The 15,898-nt window shown below is 67.7% G+C and carries 18 protein-coding genes; 12 read left to right on the top strand and 6 right to left on the bottom strand.

The genetic code is table 11. The annotated features are described in order from the left end of the window. The first annotated feature begins 9 nt into the window (after positions 1-9). The 5 genes from otnK (at position 10) to denD (ending at position 5,222) form a co-directional block, all read left to right on the top strand. The gene (otnK, locus tag BT264_RS33600) at positions 10-1,296 is read left to right on the top strand and encodes a 3-oxo-tetronate kinase (RefSeq protein WP_072444469.1); all 1,287 of its coding nucleotides are present in this window, start codon (positions 10-12) and stop codon (positions 1,294-1,296) included. Further along, positions 1,293-1,934 carry a 3-oxo-tetronate 4-phosphate decarboxylase gene (locus BT264_RS33595; RefSeq protein ID WP_072444471.1) on the top strand — a complete coding sequence of 214 codons (642 nt, stop codon included), beginning with the start codon at positions 1,293-1,295 and terminating at the stop codon, positions 1,932-1,934. Before otnK ends, BT264_RS33595 begins: the two co-directional genes overlap by 4 nt. Before the next feature lie 121 nt (positions 1,935-2,055). Further along, on the top strand, positions 2,056-3,381 hold the full coding sequence (locus BT264_RS33590) for an MFS transporter (RefSeq protein ID WP_072444473.1): 1,326 nt from the start codon (positions 2,056-2,058) through the stop codon (positions 3,379-3,381). A 64-nt stretch (positions 3,382-3,445) separates the two neighbouring features. Then, complete coding sequence (gene otnI / locus BT264_RS33585; RefSeq protein WP_072444475.1) at positions 3,446-4,222, top strand: 2-oxo-tetronate isomerase; 777 nt, start codon at positions 3,446-3,448, stop codon at positions 4,220-4,222. Positions 4,223-4,250: 28 nt separating this feature from the next. Further along, the gene (denD, locus tag BT264_RS33580) at positions 4,251-5,222 is read left to right on the top strand and encodes a D-erythronate dehydrogenase (protein ID WP_072444477.1); all 972 of its coding nucleotides are present in this window, start codon (positions 4,251-4,253) and stop codon (positions 5,220-5,222) included. Between the two features lie 68 nt (positions 5,223-5,290). On the opposite strand, the gene BT264_RS33575 is transcribed toward denD, so the two are convergent. From BT264_RS33575 to BT264_RS33565, 3 genes are read right to left on the bottom strand one after another with little or no spacing between them, the layout of a single operon-like run. After that, positions 5,291-6,379, bottom strand: coding sequence for a lysylphosphatidylglycerol synthase domain-containing protein (locus tag BT264_RS33575; RefSeq protein ID WP_072444479.1), 1,089 nt, complete (start codon positions 6,377-6,379; stop codon positions 5,291-5,293). Beyond that, the gene (gene hpnI / locus BT264_RS33570) at positions 6,376-7,545 is read right to left on the bottom strand and encodes a bacteriohopanetetrol glucosamine biosynthesis glycosyltransferase HpnI (RefSeq protein WP_083534298.1); all 1,170 of its coding nucleotides are present in this window, start codon (positions 7,543-7,545) and stop codon (positions 6,376-6,378) included. The genes BT264_RS33575 and hpnI overlap by 4 nt, the downstream gene beginning before the upstream one ends. 51 nt (positions 7,546-7,596) lie before the next feature. Then, the gene (locus BT264_RS33565) at positions 7,597-7,947 is read right to left on the bottom strand and encodes a hypothetical protein (protein WP_072444481.1); all 351 of its coding nucleotides are present in this window, start codon (positions 7,945-7,947) and stop codon (positions 7,597-7,599) included. Between the two features lie 279 nt (positions 7,948-8,226). On the opposite strand from BT264_RS33565, the gene BT264_RS33560 reads away from it, so the two are divergent. From BT264_RS33560 to BT264_RS33550, 3 genes are all read left to right on the top strand, one after another. Continuing rightward, complete coding sequence (locus BT264_RS33560) at positions 8,227-8,886, top strand: response regulator (protein WP_072444482.1); 660 nt, start codon at positions 8,227-8,229, stop codon at positions 8,884-8,886. Further along, positions 8,883-10,346, top strand: a complete 1,464-nt coding sequence (locus BT264_RS33555; RefSeq protein ID WP_072444484.1) for an ATP-binding protein — start codon at positions 8,883-8,885, stop codon at positions 10,344-10,346. The genes BT264_RS33560 and BT264_RS33555 overlap by 4 nt, the downstream gene beginning before the upstream one ends. Positions 10,347-10,415: 69 nt before the next feature. Beyond that, complete coding sequence (locus tag BT264_RS33550) at positions 10,416-10,943, top strand: cytochrome b (protein ID WP_072444486.1); 528 nt, start codon at positions 10,416-10,418, stop codon at positions 10,941-10,943. Positions 10,944-11,209: 266 nt separating this feature from the next. Here the strand turns inward: BT264_RS33550 and BT264_RS33545 are convergent, their stop codons facing one another. Further along, positions 11,210-11,485: a DUF4148 domain-containing protein gene (locus tag BT264_RS33545; RefSeq protein ID WP_072444531.1), complete on the bottom strand. Its 276-nt coding sequence runs from the start codon at positions 11,483-11,485 to the stop codon at positions 11,210-11,212. Between the two features lie 71 nt (positions 11,486-11,556). Further along, positions 11,557-11,901 (bottom strand): DUF4148 domain-containing protein, encoded by a 345-nt coding sequence (locus BT264_RS33540; RefSeq protein ID WP_072444488.1) that lies wholly within the window; start codon positions 11,899-11,901, stop codon positions 11,557-11,559. Positions 11,902-12,117: 216 nt separating this feature from the next. On the opposite strand from BT264_RS33540, the gene BT264_RS33535 reads away from it, so the two are divergent. Then, positions 12,118-12,807 (top strand): aspartyl/asparaginyl beta-hydroxylase domain-containing protein, encoded by a 690-nt coding sequence (locus BT264_RS33535; RefSeq protein ID WP_072444490.1) that lies wholly within the window; start codon positions 12,118-12,120, stop codon positions 12,805-12,807. A gap of 18 nt (positions 12,808-12,825) precedes the next feature. Here the strand turns inward: BT264_RS33535 and BT264_RS33530 are convergent, their stop codons facing one another. Then, positions 12,826-13,767, bottom strand: coding sequence for a LysR substrate-binding domain-containing protein (locus BT264_RS33530; RefSeq protein ID WP_072444492.1), 942 nt, complete (start codon positions 13,765-13,767; stop codon positions 12,826-12,828). A gap of 76 nt (positions 13,768-13,843) precedes the next feature. Here BT264_RS33530 and BT264_RS33525 point away from each other — a divergent pair, with 76 nt between their 5' ends. The 3 genes from BT264_RS33525 to BT264_RS33515 all read left to right on the top strand — a co-directional run bounded on the left by BT264_RS33525 (position 13,844) and on the right by BT264_RS33515 (position 15,880). Next, positions 13,844-14,242 carry a nuclear transport factor 2 family protein gene (locus BT264_RS33525; protein WP_072444494.1) on the top strand — a complete coding sequence of 133 codons (399 nt, stop codon included), beginning with the start codon at positions 13,844-13,846 and terminating at the stop codon, positions 14,240-14,242. 138 nt (positions 14,243-14,380) lie between these two features. Further along, on the top strand, positions 14,381-14,650 hold the full coding sequence (locus BT264_RS33520; protein ID WP_072444496.1) for a MoaD/ThiS family protein: 270 nt from the start codon (positions 14,381-14,383) through the stop codon (positions 14,648-14,650). 81 nt (positions 14,651-14,731) lie between these two features. After that, positions 14,732-15,880: a WD40/YVTN/BNR-like repeat-containing protein gene (locus BT264_RS33515; RefSeq protein WP_072444498.1), complete on the top strand. Its 1,149-nt coding sequence runs from the start codon at positions 14,732-14,734 to the stop codon at positions 15,878-15,880. The last annotated feature ends 18 nt before the right edge of the window (positions 15,881-15,898 follow it).

Genomic DNA, 15,898 nt, shown 5'->3' with positions numbered 1-15,898 from the left:
GTTCCCGCCATGACCGCATCCGCTTCCCGTCCCCTGCTCGGCTGCATCGCCGACGATTTCACCGGCGCGACCGATCTCGCGAACATGCTTGTCAAGAGCGGCATGCGCACCGTGCAGACGATCGGCGTGCCCGCCGGCGATGCAACGCTCGACGCCGACGCGATCGTCGTCGCGCTGAAGTCGCGCACGATCCCCGCGGCCGATGCCGTCGCGCAATCGCTCGCCGCGTACGAATGGCTGCGCGCGCAAGGCTGCCGGCAGTTTTTCTTCAAGTACTGCTCGACCTTCGATTCGACCGACGCGGGCAACATCGGGCCCGTCGCCGACGCGCTGCTCGATGCGGCCGGCGGCGGCTTCACGATCGCGTGCCCGGCGTTCCCGGAGAACGGCCGCACGATCTATCGCGGCCACCTGTTCGTCGGCGACGTGCTGCTGAACGAATCGGGCATGGAGAACCATCCGCTCACGCCGATGAAGGACGCGAACCTCGTGCGCGTGCTGCAGCGGCAGACGAAATCGCCGGTCGGCCTGATCCGCTACGATACGATCGCGCTGGGCGCGGCTGCCGTGCGCGCGCGGATCGACCAGCTGCGCGCGGAAGGCGCGCGCTTCGCGATCGCCGACGCGCTGTCCGACCGCGATCTCTACGTGCTCGGCGAGGCATGTGCGGGCCTGCCGCTCGTCACCGGCGGCTCGGGCATCGCGCTCGGCCTGCCCGCGAATTTCCGCCGCGCGGAGCAACTGCCCGAGCGCGACAACGCGGCATCGCTGCCGCGCATCGACGGGCTGTCGGCCGTACTCGCCGGCAGCGCGTCGAAAGCAACCAACGCGCAGGTCGCCGCATGGCGCGCCACGCGGCCGAGCTTCCGCATCGATCCGCTCGCGGCGTCGCGCGGCGAGCCCGTCGTCGATGAAGCGCTCGCCTTCGCGCGCTCGCATCTGCCGCAGCCGGTGCTGATCTACGCGACCGCCACGCCCGACGAAGTGAAGGCCGTGCAGCAGGCGCTCGGCGTCGAGGCGGCCGGCCATCTCGTCGAAAGCACGCTCGCGGCGATCGCGAAGGGCCTGCGCGGACTCGGCGTGCGCAAGTTCGTCGTCGCCGGCGGCGAGACGTCCGGCGCGGTCGTGCAGGCGCTCGACGTGAAGTCGCTGCAGATCGGCGCGCAGATCGATCCGGGCGTGCCGGCCACGGCCACCATCGATGCGCAGCCGCTCGGCCTCGCGCTGAAATCCGGCAACTTCGGCGCGACGGACTTTTTCGACAAGGCGCTGCGCGCGCTGGACGGAGCCGCATGATGAGCGACGAAGCGAAACTGCGCGAAGAGATCTGCGTCGTCGGCGCGAGCCTGTACGCACGCGGCCACGCGGTCGGCAGCGCCGGCAACATCAGCGCACGCCTGCCCGACGGCTGGCTGATCACGCCGACCGACGCGTGCCTCGGCCGGCTCGACCCGAACGACATCGCGAAAGTCGGCTTGGACGGCCAGCCCGTATCGGGCGGCAAGCCGTCGAAAACGCTCGCGCTGCATCGCGGCATCTACGCGCGCAACGCCGAAGCGAACGGCGTCGTCCACACGCATTCGACGCACCTCGTCGCGTTGACGCTCGCGGGCGTGTGGCGCGACACCGACGTGCTGCCGCCGATCACGCCGTACTACGTGATGAAGGTCGGCCACATTCCGCTGATTCGTTACCGCCGCCCGGGCGACCCGGCCGTCGCGGCCGAAGTCGCGGCGCTCGCCGACCAGGTGCGCGGCGTGCTGCTCGACCGTCTCGGCCCCGTGATGTGGGGGCCGTCGGTGTCGCACGCGTCGTATGCGCTCGAGGAGCTCGCGGAAACCGCACGGCTGTGGCTGATGACGAACCCGAAGCCCGAGCCGCTTTCCGACGCGGCGCTCGACGAACTGCGCCAGACCTTCGGCGCGCGCTGGTAACGCGGCGCGCACCCCGTACCGATTCCCATGCCCGCCGTGTGCGCGGGCCCTTCCGTCAGCACACACATACGATCCGGCGGCCTACGCGCCGCCGGCACACGACATCCCTGGAGACACGACGATGACTGCTCTCGACGCGGCCGCAGGCCGCTCGCCCGCCGCGCCCGCCCATGCGGCCGAACTCGACCGCACCTACAAGAAAGTGTTCTGGCGCATCGTGCCGTTCCTGATGCTCTGCTACGTGGTCGCGTATCTCGACCGCGTGAACGTCGGCTTCGCGAAGCTGCAGATGTCGCAGGATCTCGCGTTCAGCGAAACCGTGTTCGGCCTCGGCGCGGGGATTTTCTTCCTCGGCTACTTTCTGTTCGAACTGCCAAGCAACCTGCTGATGCACCGCCTCGGCGCGCGCATCTGGATCGCGCGGATCATGATCACGTGGGGCCTGCTGTCCGCGCTGTTCGCGTTCGTGAAGACGCCGACGCAGTTCTACGTGCTGCGCTTCCTGCTCGGCCTCGCGGAAGCCGGCTTCTACCCCGGCGTGATCCTGTACCTCACGTACTGGTTCCCGTCGCACCGCCGCGCGAAGATCATCGCGGTGTTCATGTCCGCGATCCCCGTGTCGGGCATCTTCGGCAACCCGCTGTCGGGCTGGATCATGGAGCGCTTCCACGGCGGCTCGGGCTTCCACGGCTGGCAATGGATGTTCATGATCGAAGCCGTGCCGGCCGTGCTCGTCGGCATCGCGACGATCCTGTATCTCGACAACAGCATCCGCGGCGCGAAGTGGCTCGACGAGCGCGAGAAGCAGCTCCTCGAAGACGAAATCGCCGCGCAGCCGCAGGAACAGCAGCAGCACGGCCATTCGCTGAAGGCCGTGTTCTCGGACCCGCGCATGTGGTGGATGTCGCTGATCTACTTCGCCTTCGTCACGGGCCAGTATGGCCTCACGTTCTGGATGCCGACGCTCGTGAAATCGACCGGCATCACCGATACGCTCCAGATCGGCCTGCTGTCCGCGATCCCGTTCGTCGTCGCGATCGTCGTGATGAACCTGTTCGGCCACAGCGCGGACAAGCGCCGCGAACGCCGCTGGCACCTGATCGTGCCGGCGCTGATGGGCGCGGCCGGGTTTGCGGTCGCGGCGTCGTACTCGCACAATACGGCGGTGTCGATCGTGTTCCTGTCGCTCGCGGCAGGCGGCGTGCTGACCTGCGCACCGCTGTTCTGGTCGCTGCCGACCGCGTTCCTCGCGGGCTCCGCGGCCGCTGCCGGGATCGCGATCATCAACTCGGTCGGCAACCTCGCCGGTTTCGCGAGCCCCTACGTGATCGGCTACCTGAAGGACGTCACGCACAGCACGTCGTCCGGCATGTACGTGCTGGCCGCCATGCTCGTGATCGGCGCGATCGCCGTGTGGCTCACGCCCGCGAAACTCGTGAACCGCTGAACCGGCCACCATTCGACGCGGGGCGCGGTACGCCCCGCCCCATTCATTCACAGGACCCGCTGCCATGCCACGCTTCGCCGCCAACCTCTCGATGATGTACAACGAGCACGCGTTCCTCGAACGCTTCGCCGCTGCCGCCTACGACGGCTTCAAAGCCGTCGAGTACCTGTTCCCGTACGACTTCGCGGCCGAGGACATCCGCGCGCGCCTCGACTCGCACAACCTCGAACAGGCGCTGTTCAACGCGCCGCCGGGCGACTGGGCCGCGGGCGAACGCGGCATCGCGTCGCTGCCGGGCCGCGAGGACGAATTCCGGCGCGGCATCGACCAGGCGCTCGACTATGCGCGCGTGCTCGGCAACAAAAAGCTGCACGTGATGGCCGGCATGGTCGCGCCGGGCGCCGACCGCGCACGCCATCGCGACACCTACCTGTCGAACCTGCGGCATGCGGCGCAGGCCGCCAACGCACGCGGCGTCACGATCCTGATCGAGCCGATCAACCAGCGCGACATGCCCGGCTATTTCCTGAGCCGCCAGGACGACGCGCAGGCGATCTGCGCGGAAGTCGGCGCGCCGAACCTGAAGGTGCAGTTCGACTGCTACCACTGCCAGATCGTCGAAGGCGATCTCGCGATGAAGCTCAAGCGCGATTTCGCGGGCATCGGCCACATCCAGATCGCGGGCGTGCCCGAGCGCCACGAGCCGGATCTCGGCGAACTCAACTACCCGTACCTGTTCGAGCTGATCGACGCGCTCGGCTACGACGGCTGGATCGGCTGCGAATACCGCCCGAAGGCCGGCACGTCGGCCGGCCTCGGCTGGATCAAGCCGTACCTGTGATTCACGTAATCCGAAGAGGATAAAGAACATGAAAGTACTGATCACCGGCGGCGCCGGCTTTCTCGGCCAGCGCCTCGCGCGCAAGCTGCTCGAGCGCGGCGAACTGACCGGCCCCGACGGGCGGATCGGCAAGATCGACGAACTGGTGCTGCTCGACGTCGTCAAGGGCAGCGATTTCGGCGACGCGCGCGTGACGTCGATCGTCGGCGACATCGCCGATCGTGCGGTGCTCGAAAGCGCGATCGACACCCAGACGGGCGCGATCTTCCACCTCGCGGCGATCGTCAGCGGCCAGGCCGAAGCCGATTTCGATCTCGGCATGCGGATCAACCTCGACGCATCGCGCATGCTGCTCGACGTGTGCCGCGCACGCGGCCACCAGCCGCGCGTCGTGTTCACGAGCTCCGTCGCGGTGTATGGCGGCGCGCTGCCCGACGTCGTGCAGGACGACACCGCGCTGAACCCGCAATCGTCGTACGGCGCCGAGAAGGCGATCGCCGAACTGCTGCTGTGCGACTACGCGCGGCGCGGCTTCGTCGACGGCCGCGTGCTGCGGCTGCCGACCATCAGCGTGCGGCCCGGCCGCCCGAACGCGGCCGCGTCGTCGTTCGCGAGCGGCATCATCCGCGAGCCGCTGAACGGCGAGGAAAGCGTGTGCCCGGTGCCGGGTTCGACGCGGCTGTGGCTGCTGTCGCCGCGCGGCGCGATCGACGCGCTCGTCGCAGGCTGCGAGATCGACAGCGCGAAGCTCGGCAACAAGCGCGTAATCAACCTGCCCGGCCTGTCGGTGTCGGTCGACGAGATGATCGAAGCGCTGCGCGAAGTCGCGGGCGACGACGTCGTGAAGCTGATTCGCCATGCGCCCGACGAGGGGGTCGAGAAGATCGTCGGCAGCTGGCCGGGCCGCTGGGACACGACGCGCGCGGAAGCGCTCGGGCTGAAGGGCGACACGTCGTTCGCGGACGTGATCCGCAGCCATATCGCCGACGAACGGCGCTGATTCACGCGCCGCGGCGCGTGGGCGGATGCGTGCTCGCCCGGGCACGCACACATCGTCGTCGGGCCGCGTCAGCGCGGCCTGGCGGATTCCTCGATGCCCGGCGATGCGCGCTTCGTGCCGCCCGGCCGGTTCGCCGAACCGGCCGCCCACTGCCACGCCAGCAAGCCCGGCAGATAGAACAGCAGATCGCGCACGCGGCGGGCGCCGGCCAGCGCGAGACAGGTCGGCGCGTCGAACCCGAGCAGCCCGCCGATCAGCACGAACCCGCCCTCCTGCACGCCCAAACCGCCCGGCATCACGAACGCGATGCTGCTCACGAGCTGGATCAATGCCTCGATCGCGAGCGCCTGCGCAAAGGTCGGATCGGCGCCGAGGAAATAAAGCGCGAGCCAGATTTCCAGCGCATAACCCGCAAACTGCAGCGTCTGCCAGATCCCCAGATAGCGCACGACGATGCCGGTCTTTCTCCAGATCATCCGGATCGACTGATCGGTGCGTGCCGATTCGCCGACCAGCGCGACCACCTTGCCGCTCGTGATCCGGTTGACCGCGCGCATCGCACGCTCGAACGGCCGCGCATGCTGCACCAGCGCGAACAGCAGCAGCACCGGCACCAGCGCGGCCATGCCGATGGCGAGGTGCGCGGCCACCTGCGCGGCGTCGGACGACACGTGTTCGAGCACATAGCCGATCGCGATCAGCGCGAACACCAGCTGGCTGATCAGCGTGAGCTGCATGTCGGCGACGAGGCTGGCCACGATGGTCGCCGGCCGCACGCCCGCCTGCCGCAGCAGCCCGAACGACACGATCTCGCCGCCGATCCGCGCGACCGGCAACAGGCCGTTGATCGATTCGCGGATCCACACGAGCTTCAGCATCGTCGCGAACGACGGCCGGCGCGGGCCGCGGATCAGCATCCGCCAGTCCCACGCATTCGCGAGCATCGGCAGGATGTGGGCCAGCGCGGCGACGAGCAGCCCGGCGCCGGCGATCCGCAGCCGGTGCAGGATCTCCAGCGGATGCTCGCGCCAGATCAGCCACACCGCGAGCGCCAGCCCGGCCAGCGCCGCCGCGCGTCCCGCATGTCGCAGCCGTGCGTCGTGACGCGCGGACACGCGTTCCGCGTCGGCTTTGGCGGTGTTCGTGTCCGTCGTCATGATTCACCCGCCGGCGACAGCAAGCCTTCCCGGTCGACGCGAAAGCGCGTGCCGCGCCAGACGACGTGCGACGAGAAGAAGCTCGCCACGAAGACCATGAACTGCAGCAGATCGACGAACGGCAGCCAGAGGGCGCCGTGCAGGCCGGCGCCGGTCGCACGGCTCGTTTTCAGCATCAGCAGCGCCCGCGCGGCGAGCGCCGCGACCGTCAGCCAGCAGGCGGCCGGCGTACCGCCGGAAAACAGCACGGCCAGCAGCGCGAGCGGCACCGGGTGCATCAGCACCGACCCGGCATGACCGAGCCGGTCCGCCGCGCGGATCGTGCAACTCCAGCGCAATTCGTGCGCATACAACTTGGCGAACGTCTCTTCGACACAGGCATGCCCGACGACGAACGGCGGGATGACGACTTGCGCGCCCACCTGCCGCACCGCTTCGCCGAGCGCGTGATCCTCGGCCAGGTGATGCGCGAAACGCGCAAGCCCGCCGATGCGTTCGAGCGTCGCGCGCGTGATCGCAATCGTCTGTCCAAAGCATGGCCGTGCACGCCCGATGAAGAGCCCGGTAATCACGCCGGGCAGGAAATGGTAATTCGTCATCGCGACGGCGACGCCAGGCCAGAAGCCCGGCGACGCGACACCGCGATACACGCTCGTCACGATACCGACTTCCGGCTGCTGTAGCGCGCCGACGACCGCACGCAGATAATCGCGCCCGACCAGCACGTCGCTGTCGGCAAGACAAAGCACCGAATGCTCCGCATGTTCGAGCATGTTGACGAGATTCGCGACCTTGCGGTTCGGCCCGTACAGCCGCGCGTCGGCGACGACCTTGATGTTCGCGTCCGGATAGCGCGCGCGCAGCGTCTCGACGGCCGCGAGCGCCGCGTCGCCCGCATCGTGCACGCCGAACAGGTGCTGGACCGGCCCCGGATAATCCTGCACGAAGTAGCTTTCGAGATGCTGTACGAGATCCCATTCGTCGCCGTGCAGCGGCTTCGCGACGGTGACGCCCGGATAATCGCGCGGCACCGCCGCCGCCCGGGAAAAGAACCTGCCGACCAGCACGCTGGCCGTAACCGTATAGGCAATGCCCAGCAACACGCCCAGCCCGCAGACGATCGACAGTGCCCCGGCCAGCGCGTGCAGCGCATGCAGCAAAACCATGCTTCTCCCCAGTGGTGACCCGTACGACCGCAACCGGCCGCGCACGCGGGATCACCCGTGCACGCTGCCGTATCGATTCCCGTTGAGCCGGATATGAAGGACGACCAGCCGACGGTACGCGCAATCAGATGACACAACTACCGTGCGGCGATCGATTCCGGTCACGCGCACGTATCCGCACGCGACTGCGGCCCTGAACGCCGCATCGGCAAGCTTGCGGGCCGAAAGGATCGCGGTCGCAACCGCGACGACGGTCCACACGCGAAATGTCATCGTCGTGAAAAACGCCTCGGGTACGCGCAATGCAAGCAGCGAAACCAGCACGAAACACTGAACGAACATGCCGGCCAGCGCGGCGATCAGCAGGTGGGCGCGCCATCGCTCGATCGTCGAGGGTGCCATGAAGAATGAACCTCCCGTGCGGGCGACCCGGATCGATTTGAAATCAAACTGAAGGGTCGCGGATTCGTGGGCCGCTGCGTTCGGTCCGTGCCGAACGGCGCAAACCCGGGTCGGGGTCAGGGGGGAGAAATGTCGAGGCCGATAGTAGCGGGAATGCCGGCCGCAAACCTTAAGCGTTCTTCAGAATCGGACGATGTTTGAGATCGCTCAATTACAATCGGTTGCCTTGCACGCACAGTCGGGCTCGTACAATCGCATACACCTGCACGCGAATCGACCATGCGACTCCTCCTTGTTGAAGACGACGACCTGATCGGCAGCGGCCTCGAGGTCAGCCTGAGCCAGGCCGGCTATCACGTCGACTGGCTGCGCGACGGCCACGCGGCCGCCGCGGCGCTCGCGACGACGCGCTTCGCGCTCGTCGTGCTCGATCTCGGCCTGCCCGGCAAATCGGGAACGGAACTGCTGCGTGCGTTGCGCGATGCGGGCGATACGGTGCCGGTACTGGTGCTGACCGCGCGCGGCACCGTCGCCGACCGCGTGCGCGGCCTCGACGACGGCGCGGACGACTATCTCGCGAAGCCGTTCGAGCTGTCCGAGGTGCTCGCCCGCTGTCGCGCGCTCGTGCGCCGCTCGCAGGGCCGCGCCGGCGACGAGATCGTATGGCGCGACATCACGATCGACCTGACCACTCACACGGTGACACGCGATGCATCGCGCATCGCGCTCACCGCACGCGAATGGGCGATCCTGGTTCAGCTCGTCAGCCACCCGGGCAGCCCCCAGTCGCGCGCGCGTCTCGAGGACGGCCTGTACGGCTGGCAGGAAGGCATCGAAAGCAATGCGATCGAGGTCCATATCTCGAATCTGCGCAAAAAGCTCGGCGCGGAATTGATCCGCACCGTCCGGGGTATCGGCTACGTCGTCGACGCGCCATGATCTCGCGGTCGATACGACGCCGCGTGTCGGCGATGGCGCTCGGCTGCGTCATCGTCGTGTGGATCGTCGCCGTGTTCGGCAGCTTCCGGCACGCCACGCGCGAGATCGGCGAATGGGAAGACGCGCGCCTCGTCGAGTATGCGTCGCTGCTCGTCGGTCTCTCGCCGGCCGACCTCGCCCGCCTCGCCCGCTTTCCGCCCGACGCGCGCGTCGAACTGGCGCTCGGCGAATCAAGATCGGGCCCCGACAACGACGGCGATCGCCTGCCGCGCGACATGCTGTTCGAGGTGCGCGACGCGCAGAACCACGTCGTCGCATCGAACCTGCCGGCCGACGCCGACGGCCTGCCCGATGCACGCGAACCGCGCGGCGCCCCCCGGACGATCGTCATCGGCGACACGCAATGGCGCACGCACACGCTGCGCGACAACCCGTCGGGGCGATGGATACGCGTGATGGAAACGCTCAACACGCGCAGCGATCTGGCGACCGGCATCGCACGCGGCATCGTCTTGCCGCTGATCGTCGCGCTCCCGGTACTGGCGCTCCTCCTCTGGTACCTGATCGGACGCAGTCTCGCGCCGTTGAAGACGCTGTCGACGCTGATCGGCGCGCGCGATGCGCGATCGCTCGAACCGCTCGGCATCGCCACCGTGCCGGAGGAAGTGCGCACGCTGGTCGACGCGATCGACCGCCTGCTGGCGAGGCTGCGGCAATCGATCGTGCGCGAGCGCGCGTTCACGTCCGACGCGGCGCACGAACTCAAGACGCCGCTGGCCGCGATCAAGGTTCAGGCACAGGTCGCGATCGCGACCGACGATCCGGCGCGCAAGCAGCTGGCGATGCAGCGCGTCGTGCAAGGCGTCGACCGCAGCGCGCGCCTCGCCGAACAGTTGCTGCTGCTCGCGCGGCTCGACGAATACGAACGCATTCCGACGCGCGCCGTCGTCGTCCGCGAACTCGTCGACGCCGCCGTCGATCGCCATCTCGCGAAGGCGTCGGACAAGGCCATCGACATCGTGACCGGCGACGTATCCGAACGTGCGATCGATGCCGATCCGATCCTGATCGGCATCCTGCTCGACAATCTCGTCGACAACGCGATCAAGTACGGCCGCCGCGGTGGCCGCATCGAGCTCGGCGTGCACGACGATGGCGCGCTGCAACGCATCGTCGTGCGCGACGACGGGCCGGGCGTCGCTCCCGGCGAGCACGAACGGCTCGGCGATCGCTTCTATCGCGGCAGCGGCACGCAATCGCCCGGCAGCGGGCTCGGGCTGTCGATCGTCACGCGCATCGCGCAGTACTTCGGCGGCACGGTGCAGTTCGAGCCCGGCATCGGCGGCCAAGGCCTTGGCGTCGTGGTCGCGCTGCCGTCGGCGAACGCGGCCGGATCGTTGCCGCGCAGTGCGCCGGCCAGCGAACACGACGACCGATCGCGCGCGATGCCGGGTGCTTAACGTTTCGTTAAGGATTCGCCCGTAGAATCCGCCGATATATTCGATTCCCGCCATTCGTCAGGAGTTTTCATGCGCACGCCCGCCCGATATGACGCAGTTGCACGCTTTCTTCACTGGCTGATCGTGGCGCTGGTCGTCGCGCAGTACGCGATCGGCTGGACGATGCCCGACGTGCATCGCGATACGCAACCGATCGGCCTGATCGCCGCGCACCTGATCGTGGGTACCGCGTTGCTCGCGGCGATGGCTTGCCGCGTGCTGTGGCGCGCGACGCATCGCCCGCCGGAAAGCGACCTGCCGCCCGCGATGCGCGCGCTGTCCGGCGTGACGCATTTCGCGATCTACGCGCTGCTGATCGCGGTGCCGCTGCTCGGCTGGATCAACGCATCGTCGCGCGCCTGGGCCGTGACGCTGGCCGGTGTCGTCCCGTTGCCGGCGCTGTCGGCGGCCGGCTCCGGATTCGGTCACGCGATGGGCGACGTGCACGGCATCCTCGCATGGGTACTGTTTGCCGGCATTTGCCTGCACGTGGCAGCCGCGCTGGCGCACCGCTTCGTGCTGCGCGATCAGGTCGTGCAGCGCATGATGCCGTGGTGATAGCCTCCCCTTGTTTCAGGCCATCATCGCCGGCATGAACCGGATTGTTCCGGTTCTCGATATCGTCTGCATTCCCGTTCATCGTCCGATAAACCTGCCCGCTCATCGGGATCGGTTGACGAGATGATCGCGACGCCGCGCGAAGCGGCGTGCGATGAGCGGCATGGCAGCCGGCGCCCTTCGGCCACGTCGAGCGGCGCGAAGGGCGCGCGGATTGCCGTACCGCGAACACGACGGCCAGAAGCCACACACGTACATATCGACACCTAGTTGCTGGTTTGAGCAGGCATACCGGGGGCCGGCGCATGCAGGGCGGCGGCCGCCTGCCGGGCCCGATCCTGCTCGGCGAGCTTCGCTTCCGCGGCCTGGATGTCCGCCGGATACTCGCCGTCGTCTCCCTTCGCCGGGTCATACCCGGCCGCTTCCAGACGCATCAGCTCGTCGCGAACCTGCGCGCGCGTCAACGGTGCAGCCGATTGCGCGAATGCCGACTGACCGGCGATCATTCCGATCATTGTCAGTACTCCGATATATGTCTTCATCATCAACTCCTTCAATGTTCCGTATCGATCAACCGTTGTGAATGCCGAACCTGCGGATGCAGGCCGGTTTGTCAGCTTCCGAAATAGATCGCGCAGAAGCTCGCGGGGCCGACGCATGCGGCCGGACGTTGGCGCGGCGACATCGCCGCCGGTTTGCCGGCTTCCGATGAAACGGCCGGATCGCTGCCGACCGCCGTGCTGGACTGACGCTGCGGCATCTGTTCGACCTGCCGCTGGAAGAGCGGGCTCACGTCCGGATACGACGTATCGGTCACGAAGCGCAGCCCGTTGTTTTCGGCGTCGATCAGTTCCTGCCTGACCTGCGCTCGAGTGAGTTCCTGTGCCGACGCTTGCGTCGCGATACCCGCGACAGACATCGCCACCACCGTGGCGGCCACCAGCCAATGCTTGTTCATGTTCCGCTCCTTCTGAAGTCAACGAGACGATGTGCTACACCCGTATGACGACGGAGGGGGTTCGTTTATTCCCGCGCGCCGTGGCTCGCGCCGCTTGCGTCGGCCCGTCATCGAACTGTCATTCTTTCGTCAGACGGCGTAACCTGACGTAACGCAGCGCCCGTCGCGCTTCGGGCAGACTGACGCCACTTCATACGGATCGCCCATCGATCGACCATGTCCGTCGCTTACGACTATGCAGCCGGCCTGCTCCGCACGCTGTACGACCGCCATATCGACGGCGGCGCGGTGCTCGATACGGCCGCGTTCCCGGACGCCGAGCGTTTCGTGCGCGCGTGGCCTGCGATCCGCGCGGAAGCGCTCGCCGTGGCCCGCGACATGCCGCGTATCCCGCGCTTCCACGAAATCATGCGCGAGCAGTACGACATCTCGGCCAACGATGCGCGCGACTGGCGGATGTTCATCATGCAGGCGTACGGCCAACCGTTCCCGCGCAACCTGTCGCGCTGCCCGACCGTCGCGTCGATCGTCGCGGCGTCGCCGGACGTACTGTCCGCATCGCTGTCGTTCCTCGCGCCGGGCAAGCACATTCCGCCGCATCGCGGGCCGTTTCGCGGCATCCTGCGCGGCTATCTCGTGCTGTCGATGCCGAAGCGCGCGGACGGCACGCCGGCCGCCGTGCTGAAAGTGGATGGATGCGAATACCGGCTCGACGAAGGCCGCTTCCTGCTGTGGGACGACACGTTCATGCACGAGGCGTGGAACGACAGCGATGAAGTGCGGATCGTGCTGCTGCTCGATATCCGCCGGCGCGGGATGCCGCGCTTGCTCACGTGGCTGTCGAATGCGGTGATCGGCGTCGTACGGCTCGGGATTCGCGTGCGGGGGCGGTCGATTCCGGTTTAGCGAACCGTTCGATCGCAATCAACCGTCGCGCGCGAGACGCGTCAGAACCTCTGCGAGCGCTTGAATCGCGGGTTGCGCGGCGCGCTGCACCGGATAGACGAGGTAATAGCCGAGACCGTTGCGCACCACATGGGGAAACGGTGCGACCAGCGTTCCTGCTTCCAGCCGATCGGCCGCCATGCGCGGATCGCCGATCGCGACGCCGTGCCCCTGGGCAGCCGCCGTCAATGTCAGTTCGAGCGTATCGAATACGAGGCCCGTGCCCGGGTCGATCCGCGTCGCGCCGACGGCATCCAGCCAGCATCGCCATTCGTCGCGATTGCGCGCGGGATGCAGCAGCGTCACATGCGCGAGATCGGCGATCGACTTCAGCGATGCTCCGGTCTCGCGCGTGCACATCGGCGTGAGGCACTCGTCGAACAGCGGAATCGCCGCCATTCCCGCCCAGCTTCCGGTGCCGCGCACGACGATTGCATCGAAATCGGCGTCGGCGAAATCGGGCATGTCGTCCGCCGACGTGTGAATACGCAGCTCGGTCCGCGGCAACGCATGATTGAGCGCCGAAAGCCGCGGCAACAGCCAGCGGATCGCGAACGTGGAAGGCAACCGCACCGTGAGGGTCGACATGCCGTGCACATGGGCATGCGCGTGCCGCGCGAGCTGCGTGAGTACGTCGACGGCTACCGTGAGCAACGCGCCGCCCTCCGTGGTCAGCGTCAACCCCGACGGACGTCGCACGAACAACGCACATCGGTAGTGCGCTTCCAGTTGCTGCACCTGCCGGCTCACGGCGCCCTGGGTCCGGCACAAATGCTCGGCTGCCCGGTTGAAGCTGCCGAGTTCGGCAGCGGCGACAAAGGCCTGGAACGCGGTCAGCGGCGGCAGCGCACGCGTGAGGTCCGCCAGCGGATATGCGCGGGCTGCATACCCGGGTTGCGGATTTTTCGTTTGTTCGGTCATCGCTGCATCGCTATCGTGGTTGAGCCGATCGCACTCGCGGTCGCGGATAGCTCTCGACAATCAGCGGAGAAATACCATGGTCTCGTCGTCCGACGCACTATACACGCGGCAGGTCGATACCTACCTGAAAACGCTCGAACGCGGCGACGTCGCCGCGATCTGTGCGCTGTTCACGCCCGATGCGCGGATATTCTCGCCGTTTCTCGGCTGGATGGCACCGCGGCCCTTCTTCGACAAGGTCGCGGCGGCATCCGGACAGAGCCGCATCACGCCGATCGACATCTGCGTCAGCGCGACCGGCGCACGTCGGGCCACCGGCTATTTCGTCTACGACTGGGCGCTGAAGGACGGCTCCACGGTGCAATTCGAGTGCGTCGACGTGTTCGAATTCGACGACGACGCGCGCATCGAGCGCATGATCATCGTCTACGATACGCATCCGATCCGCAGCACGGTCGGCGACAAGTACGCGTAAGCGCAGACGTACCGACACGTACCGATACGCACCGCCGTCTGCTGCACCGCAATGCCGCAAACCACGAAACGGATCGCCTACACTACAGAATCGACGATGCCGCCCACGCCCCGCACGGCTCGCTTCCGGTTACCCGCCATGGCTCATCTCTTCTTCGCCGCGTCGATTCAGCGGCATATCGAAACGCCCGAGCGCGACGTCGATGCGCGTTCGGTCGGCGAAGCGTTCGAAGCCGTCTTCAGCGAGCAGCCGCGACTGCGCGGCTACATCGTCGACGACCAGGGCGCGCTGCGAAAGCATCTCGCCGTGTTTATCGACGGCCGGCCGATACGCGACCGCGAACATCTGTCGGATGCGCTCGGCGACGCGAGCCACGTATATGTCGTGCAGGCGTTGTCGGGCGGCTGAGGGTCGTACCCGCCAGCGAACATGTATGGAACCCGGGACAAGCGCTGAAGCGCCGACACGGGTCGACAGGAGACACTCGACATGAATGACCGATTGCTCGTCGCCACCCGCAAGGGCCTGTTCGTTCTTCATTCCGACAAGAACGGCGGCTGGACGCTCGGCGAACCGCATTTCGTCGGCGAACCGGTCAGCATGGCACTCGCCGACCCGCGCGACGGAACGCTGTACGCCGCGCTCAACCTCGGCCATTTCGGCGTGAAGCTGCATCGCAGGCGAGCGGGCGCCACCGACTGGGAAGAATGCGCAGTCCCCGTTTATCCGCCGCAGCCTGCCGACGAACCGCCCGCCGGCGCCGTCGCACGTGCAGGCACGGTCGACGCTGACGACGAGCCCCCCAGCCCGCCACAGCCGCCCTGGACGCTTCAGCAGATCTGGTCGCTCGAAGCCGGCGGCGCCGACGAGCCGGGCGCACTGTGGGCCGGCACGATACCCGGCGGGCTGTTCCGCTCCGACGATTACGGCGACTCGTGGGTGCTCAACCGCCCACTGTGGGATCGCCCTGAACGCGCCGAGTGGGGCGGCGGCGGGTACGACGCGCCGGGCATCCATTCGGTGATGGTCGATCCGCGCGACAGCCGGCACGTGACGGTCGGCATCTCGTGCGGCGGCGTCTGGCAGACCGCCGACGGCGGCGCGACCTGGCGCGTGACCGCCGACGGCATGGAAGCCGACTACATGCCGCCCGAACGGCGCGGCGAGCCCAACGTGCAGGATCCGCACCGCGTCGTGCAGTGCGCGGCCAACCCGGACGTGCTGTGGACGCAGCATCACTGCGCGATCTTCCGCTCGACCGACGGCGGCGAGCACTGGCGGCGGATCGAGGCGCAGCCTTCGAGCTTCGGCTTCGCGGTCGCCGCGCATCCGGACGAACCGGACACGGCGTGGTTCGTGCCGGCCGTGAAGGATGCCTGCCGGATTCCGGTGAACGGCCGGTTCGTCGTCACGCGTACGCGCGACGGCGGCCGCAGTTTCGAGAGTCTGTCGAACGGATTGCCGGCCGCGCCCGCGTACGACCTCGTGTACCGGCACGGGCTCGCGGTGGACGATTCCGGCACGCGCCTCGCGATGGCGTCGACGACCGGCGGGTTATGGACGTCCGGCGACGGCGGTGAAAACTGGCAGATGGTGTCGGCACATTTGCCGCCGGTGTATTGCGTCAGGTTCGGGTGACGGCGTAAGGCGGGCAAC

Origin of the sequence: Burkholderia sp. NFPP32 (assembly GCF_900119325.1) — a bacterium.
Taxonomy (GTDB): Bacteria; Pseudomonadota; Gammaproteobacteria; order Burkholderiales; family Burkholderiaceae; genus Burkholderia; species Burkholderia pyrrocinia_C.
The sequence above is the reverse complement of the archived record's forward strand: the minus strand, read 5'-3'. Positions and strand labels throughout refer to the sequence as shown.

Excerpts from the sequence above, each read along its gene's own strand:
- otnK (WP_072444469.1), top strand. The coding sequence starts at position 10 with ATGACCGCATCCGCTTCCCGTCCCCTGCTCGGCTGCATCGCCGACGAT.
- BT264_RS33595 (WP_072444471.1), top strand. The coding sequence starts at position 1,293 with ATGATGAGCGACGAAGCGAAACTGCGCGAAGAGATCTGCGTCGTCGGC.
- BT264_RS33590 (WP_072444473.1), top strand. The coding sequence starts at position 2,056 with ATGACTGCTCTCGACGCGGCCGCAGGCCGCTCGCCCGCCGCGCCCGCC.
- otnI (WP_072444475.1), top strand. The coding sequence starts at position 3,446 with ATGCCACGCTTCGCCGCCAACCTCTCGATGATGTACAACGAGCACGCG.
- denD (WP_072444477.1), top strand. The coding sequence starts at position 4,251 with ATGAAAGTACTGATCACCGGCGGCGCCGGCTTTCTCGGCCAGCGCCTC.
- BT264_RS33575 (WP_072444479.1), bottom strand. The coding sequence starts at position 6,379 with ATGACGACGGACACGAACACCGCCAAAGCCGACGCGGAACGCGTGTCC.
- hpnI (WP_083534298.1), bottom strand. The coding sequence starts at position 7,545 with ATGGTTTTGCTGCATGCGCTGCACGCGCTGGCCGGGGCACTGTCGATC.
- BT264_RS33565 (WP_072444481.1), bottom strand. The coding sequence starts at position 7,947 with ATGGCACCCTCGACGATCGAGCGATGGCGCGCCCACCTGCTGATCGCC.
- BT264_RS33560 (WP_072444482.1), top strand. The coding sequence starts at position 8,227 with ATGCGACTCCTCCTTGTTGAAGACGACGACCTGATCGGCAGCGGCCTC.
- BT264_RS33555 (WP_072444484.1), top strand. The coding sequence starts at position 8,883 with ATGATCTCGCGGTCGATACGACGCCGCGTGTCGGCGATGGCGCTCGGC.
- BT264_RS33550 (WP_072444486.1), top strand. The coding sequence starts at position 10,416 with ATGCGCACGCCCGCCCGATATGACGCAGTTGCACGCTTTCTTCACTGG.
- BT264_RS33545 (WP_072444531.1), bottom strand. The coding sequence starts at position 11,485 with ATGAAGACATATATCGGAGTACTGACAATGATCGGAATGATCGCCGGT.
- BT264_RS33540 (WP_072444488.1), bottom strand. The coding sequence starts at position 11,901 with ATGAACAAGCATTGGCTGGTGGCCGCCACGGTGGTGGCGATGTCTGTC.
- BT264_RS33535 (WP_072444490.1), top strand. The coding sequence starts at position 12,118 with ATGTCCGTCGCTTACGACTATGCAGCCGGCCTGCTCCGCACGCTGTAC.
- BT264_RS33530 (WP_072444492.1), bottom strand. The coding sequence starts at position 13,767 with ATGACCGAACAAACGAAAAATCCGCAACCCGGGTATGCAGCCCGCGCA.
- BT264_RS33525 (WP_072444494.1), top strand. The coding sequence starts at position 13,844 with ATGGTCTCGTCGTCCGACGCACTATACACGCGGCAGGTCGATACCTAC.
- BT264_RS33520 (WP_072444496.1), top strand. The coding sequence starts at position 14,381 with ATGGCTCATCTCTTCTTCGCCGCGTCGATTCAGCGGCATATCGAAACG.
- BT264_RS33515 (WP_072444498.1), top strand. The coding sequence starts at position 14,732 with ATGAATGACCGATTGCTCGTCGCCACCCGCAAGGGCCTGTTCGTTCTT.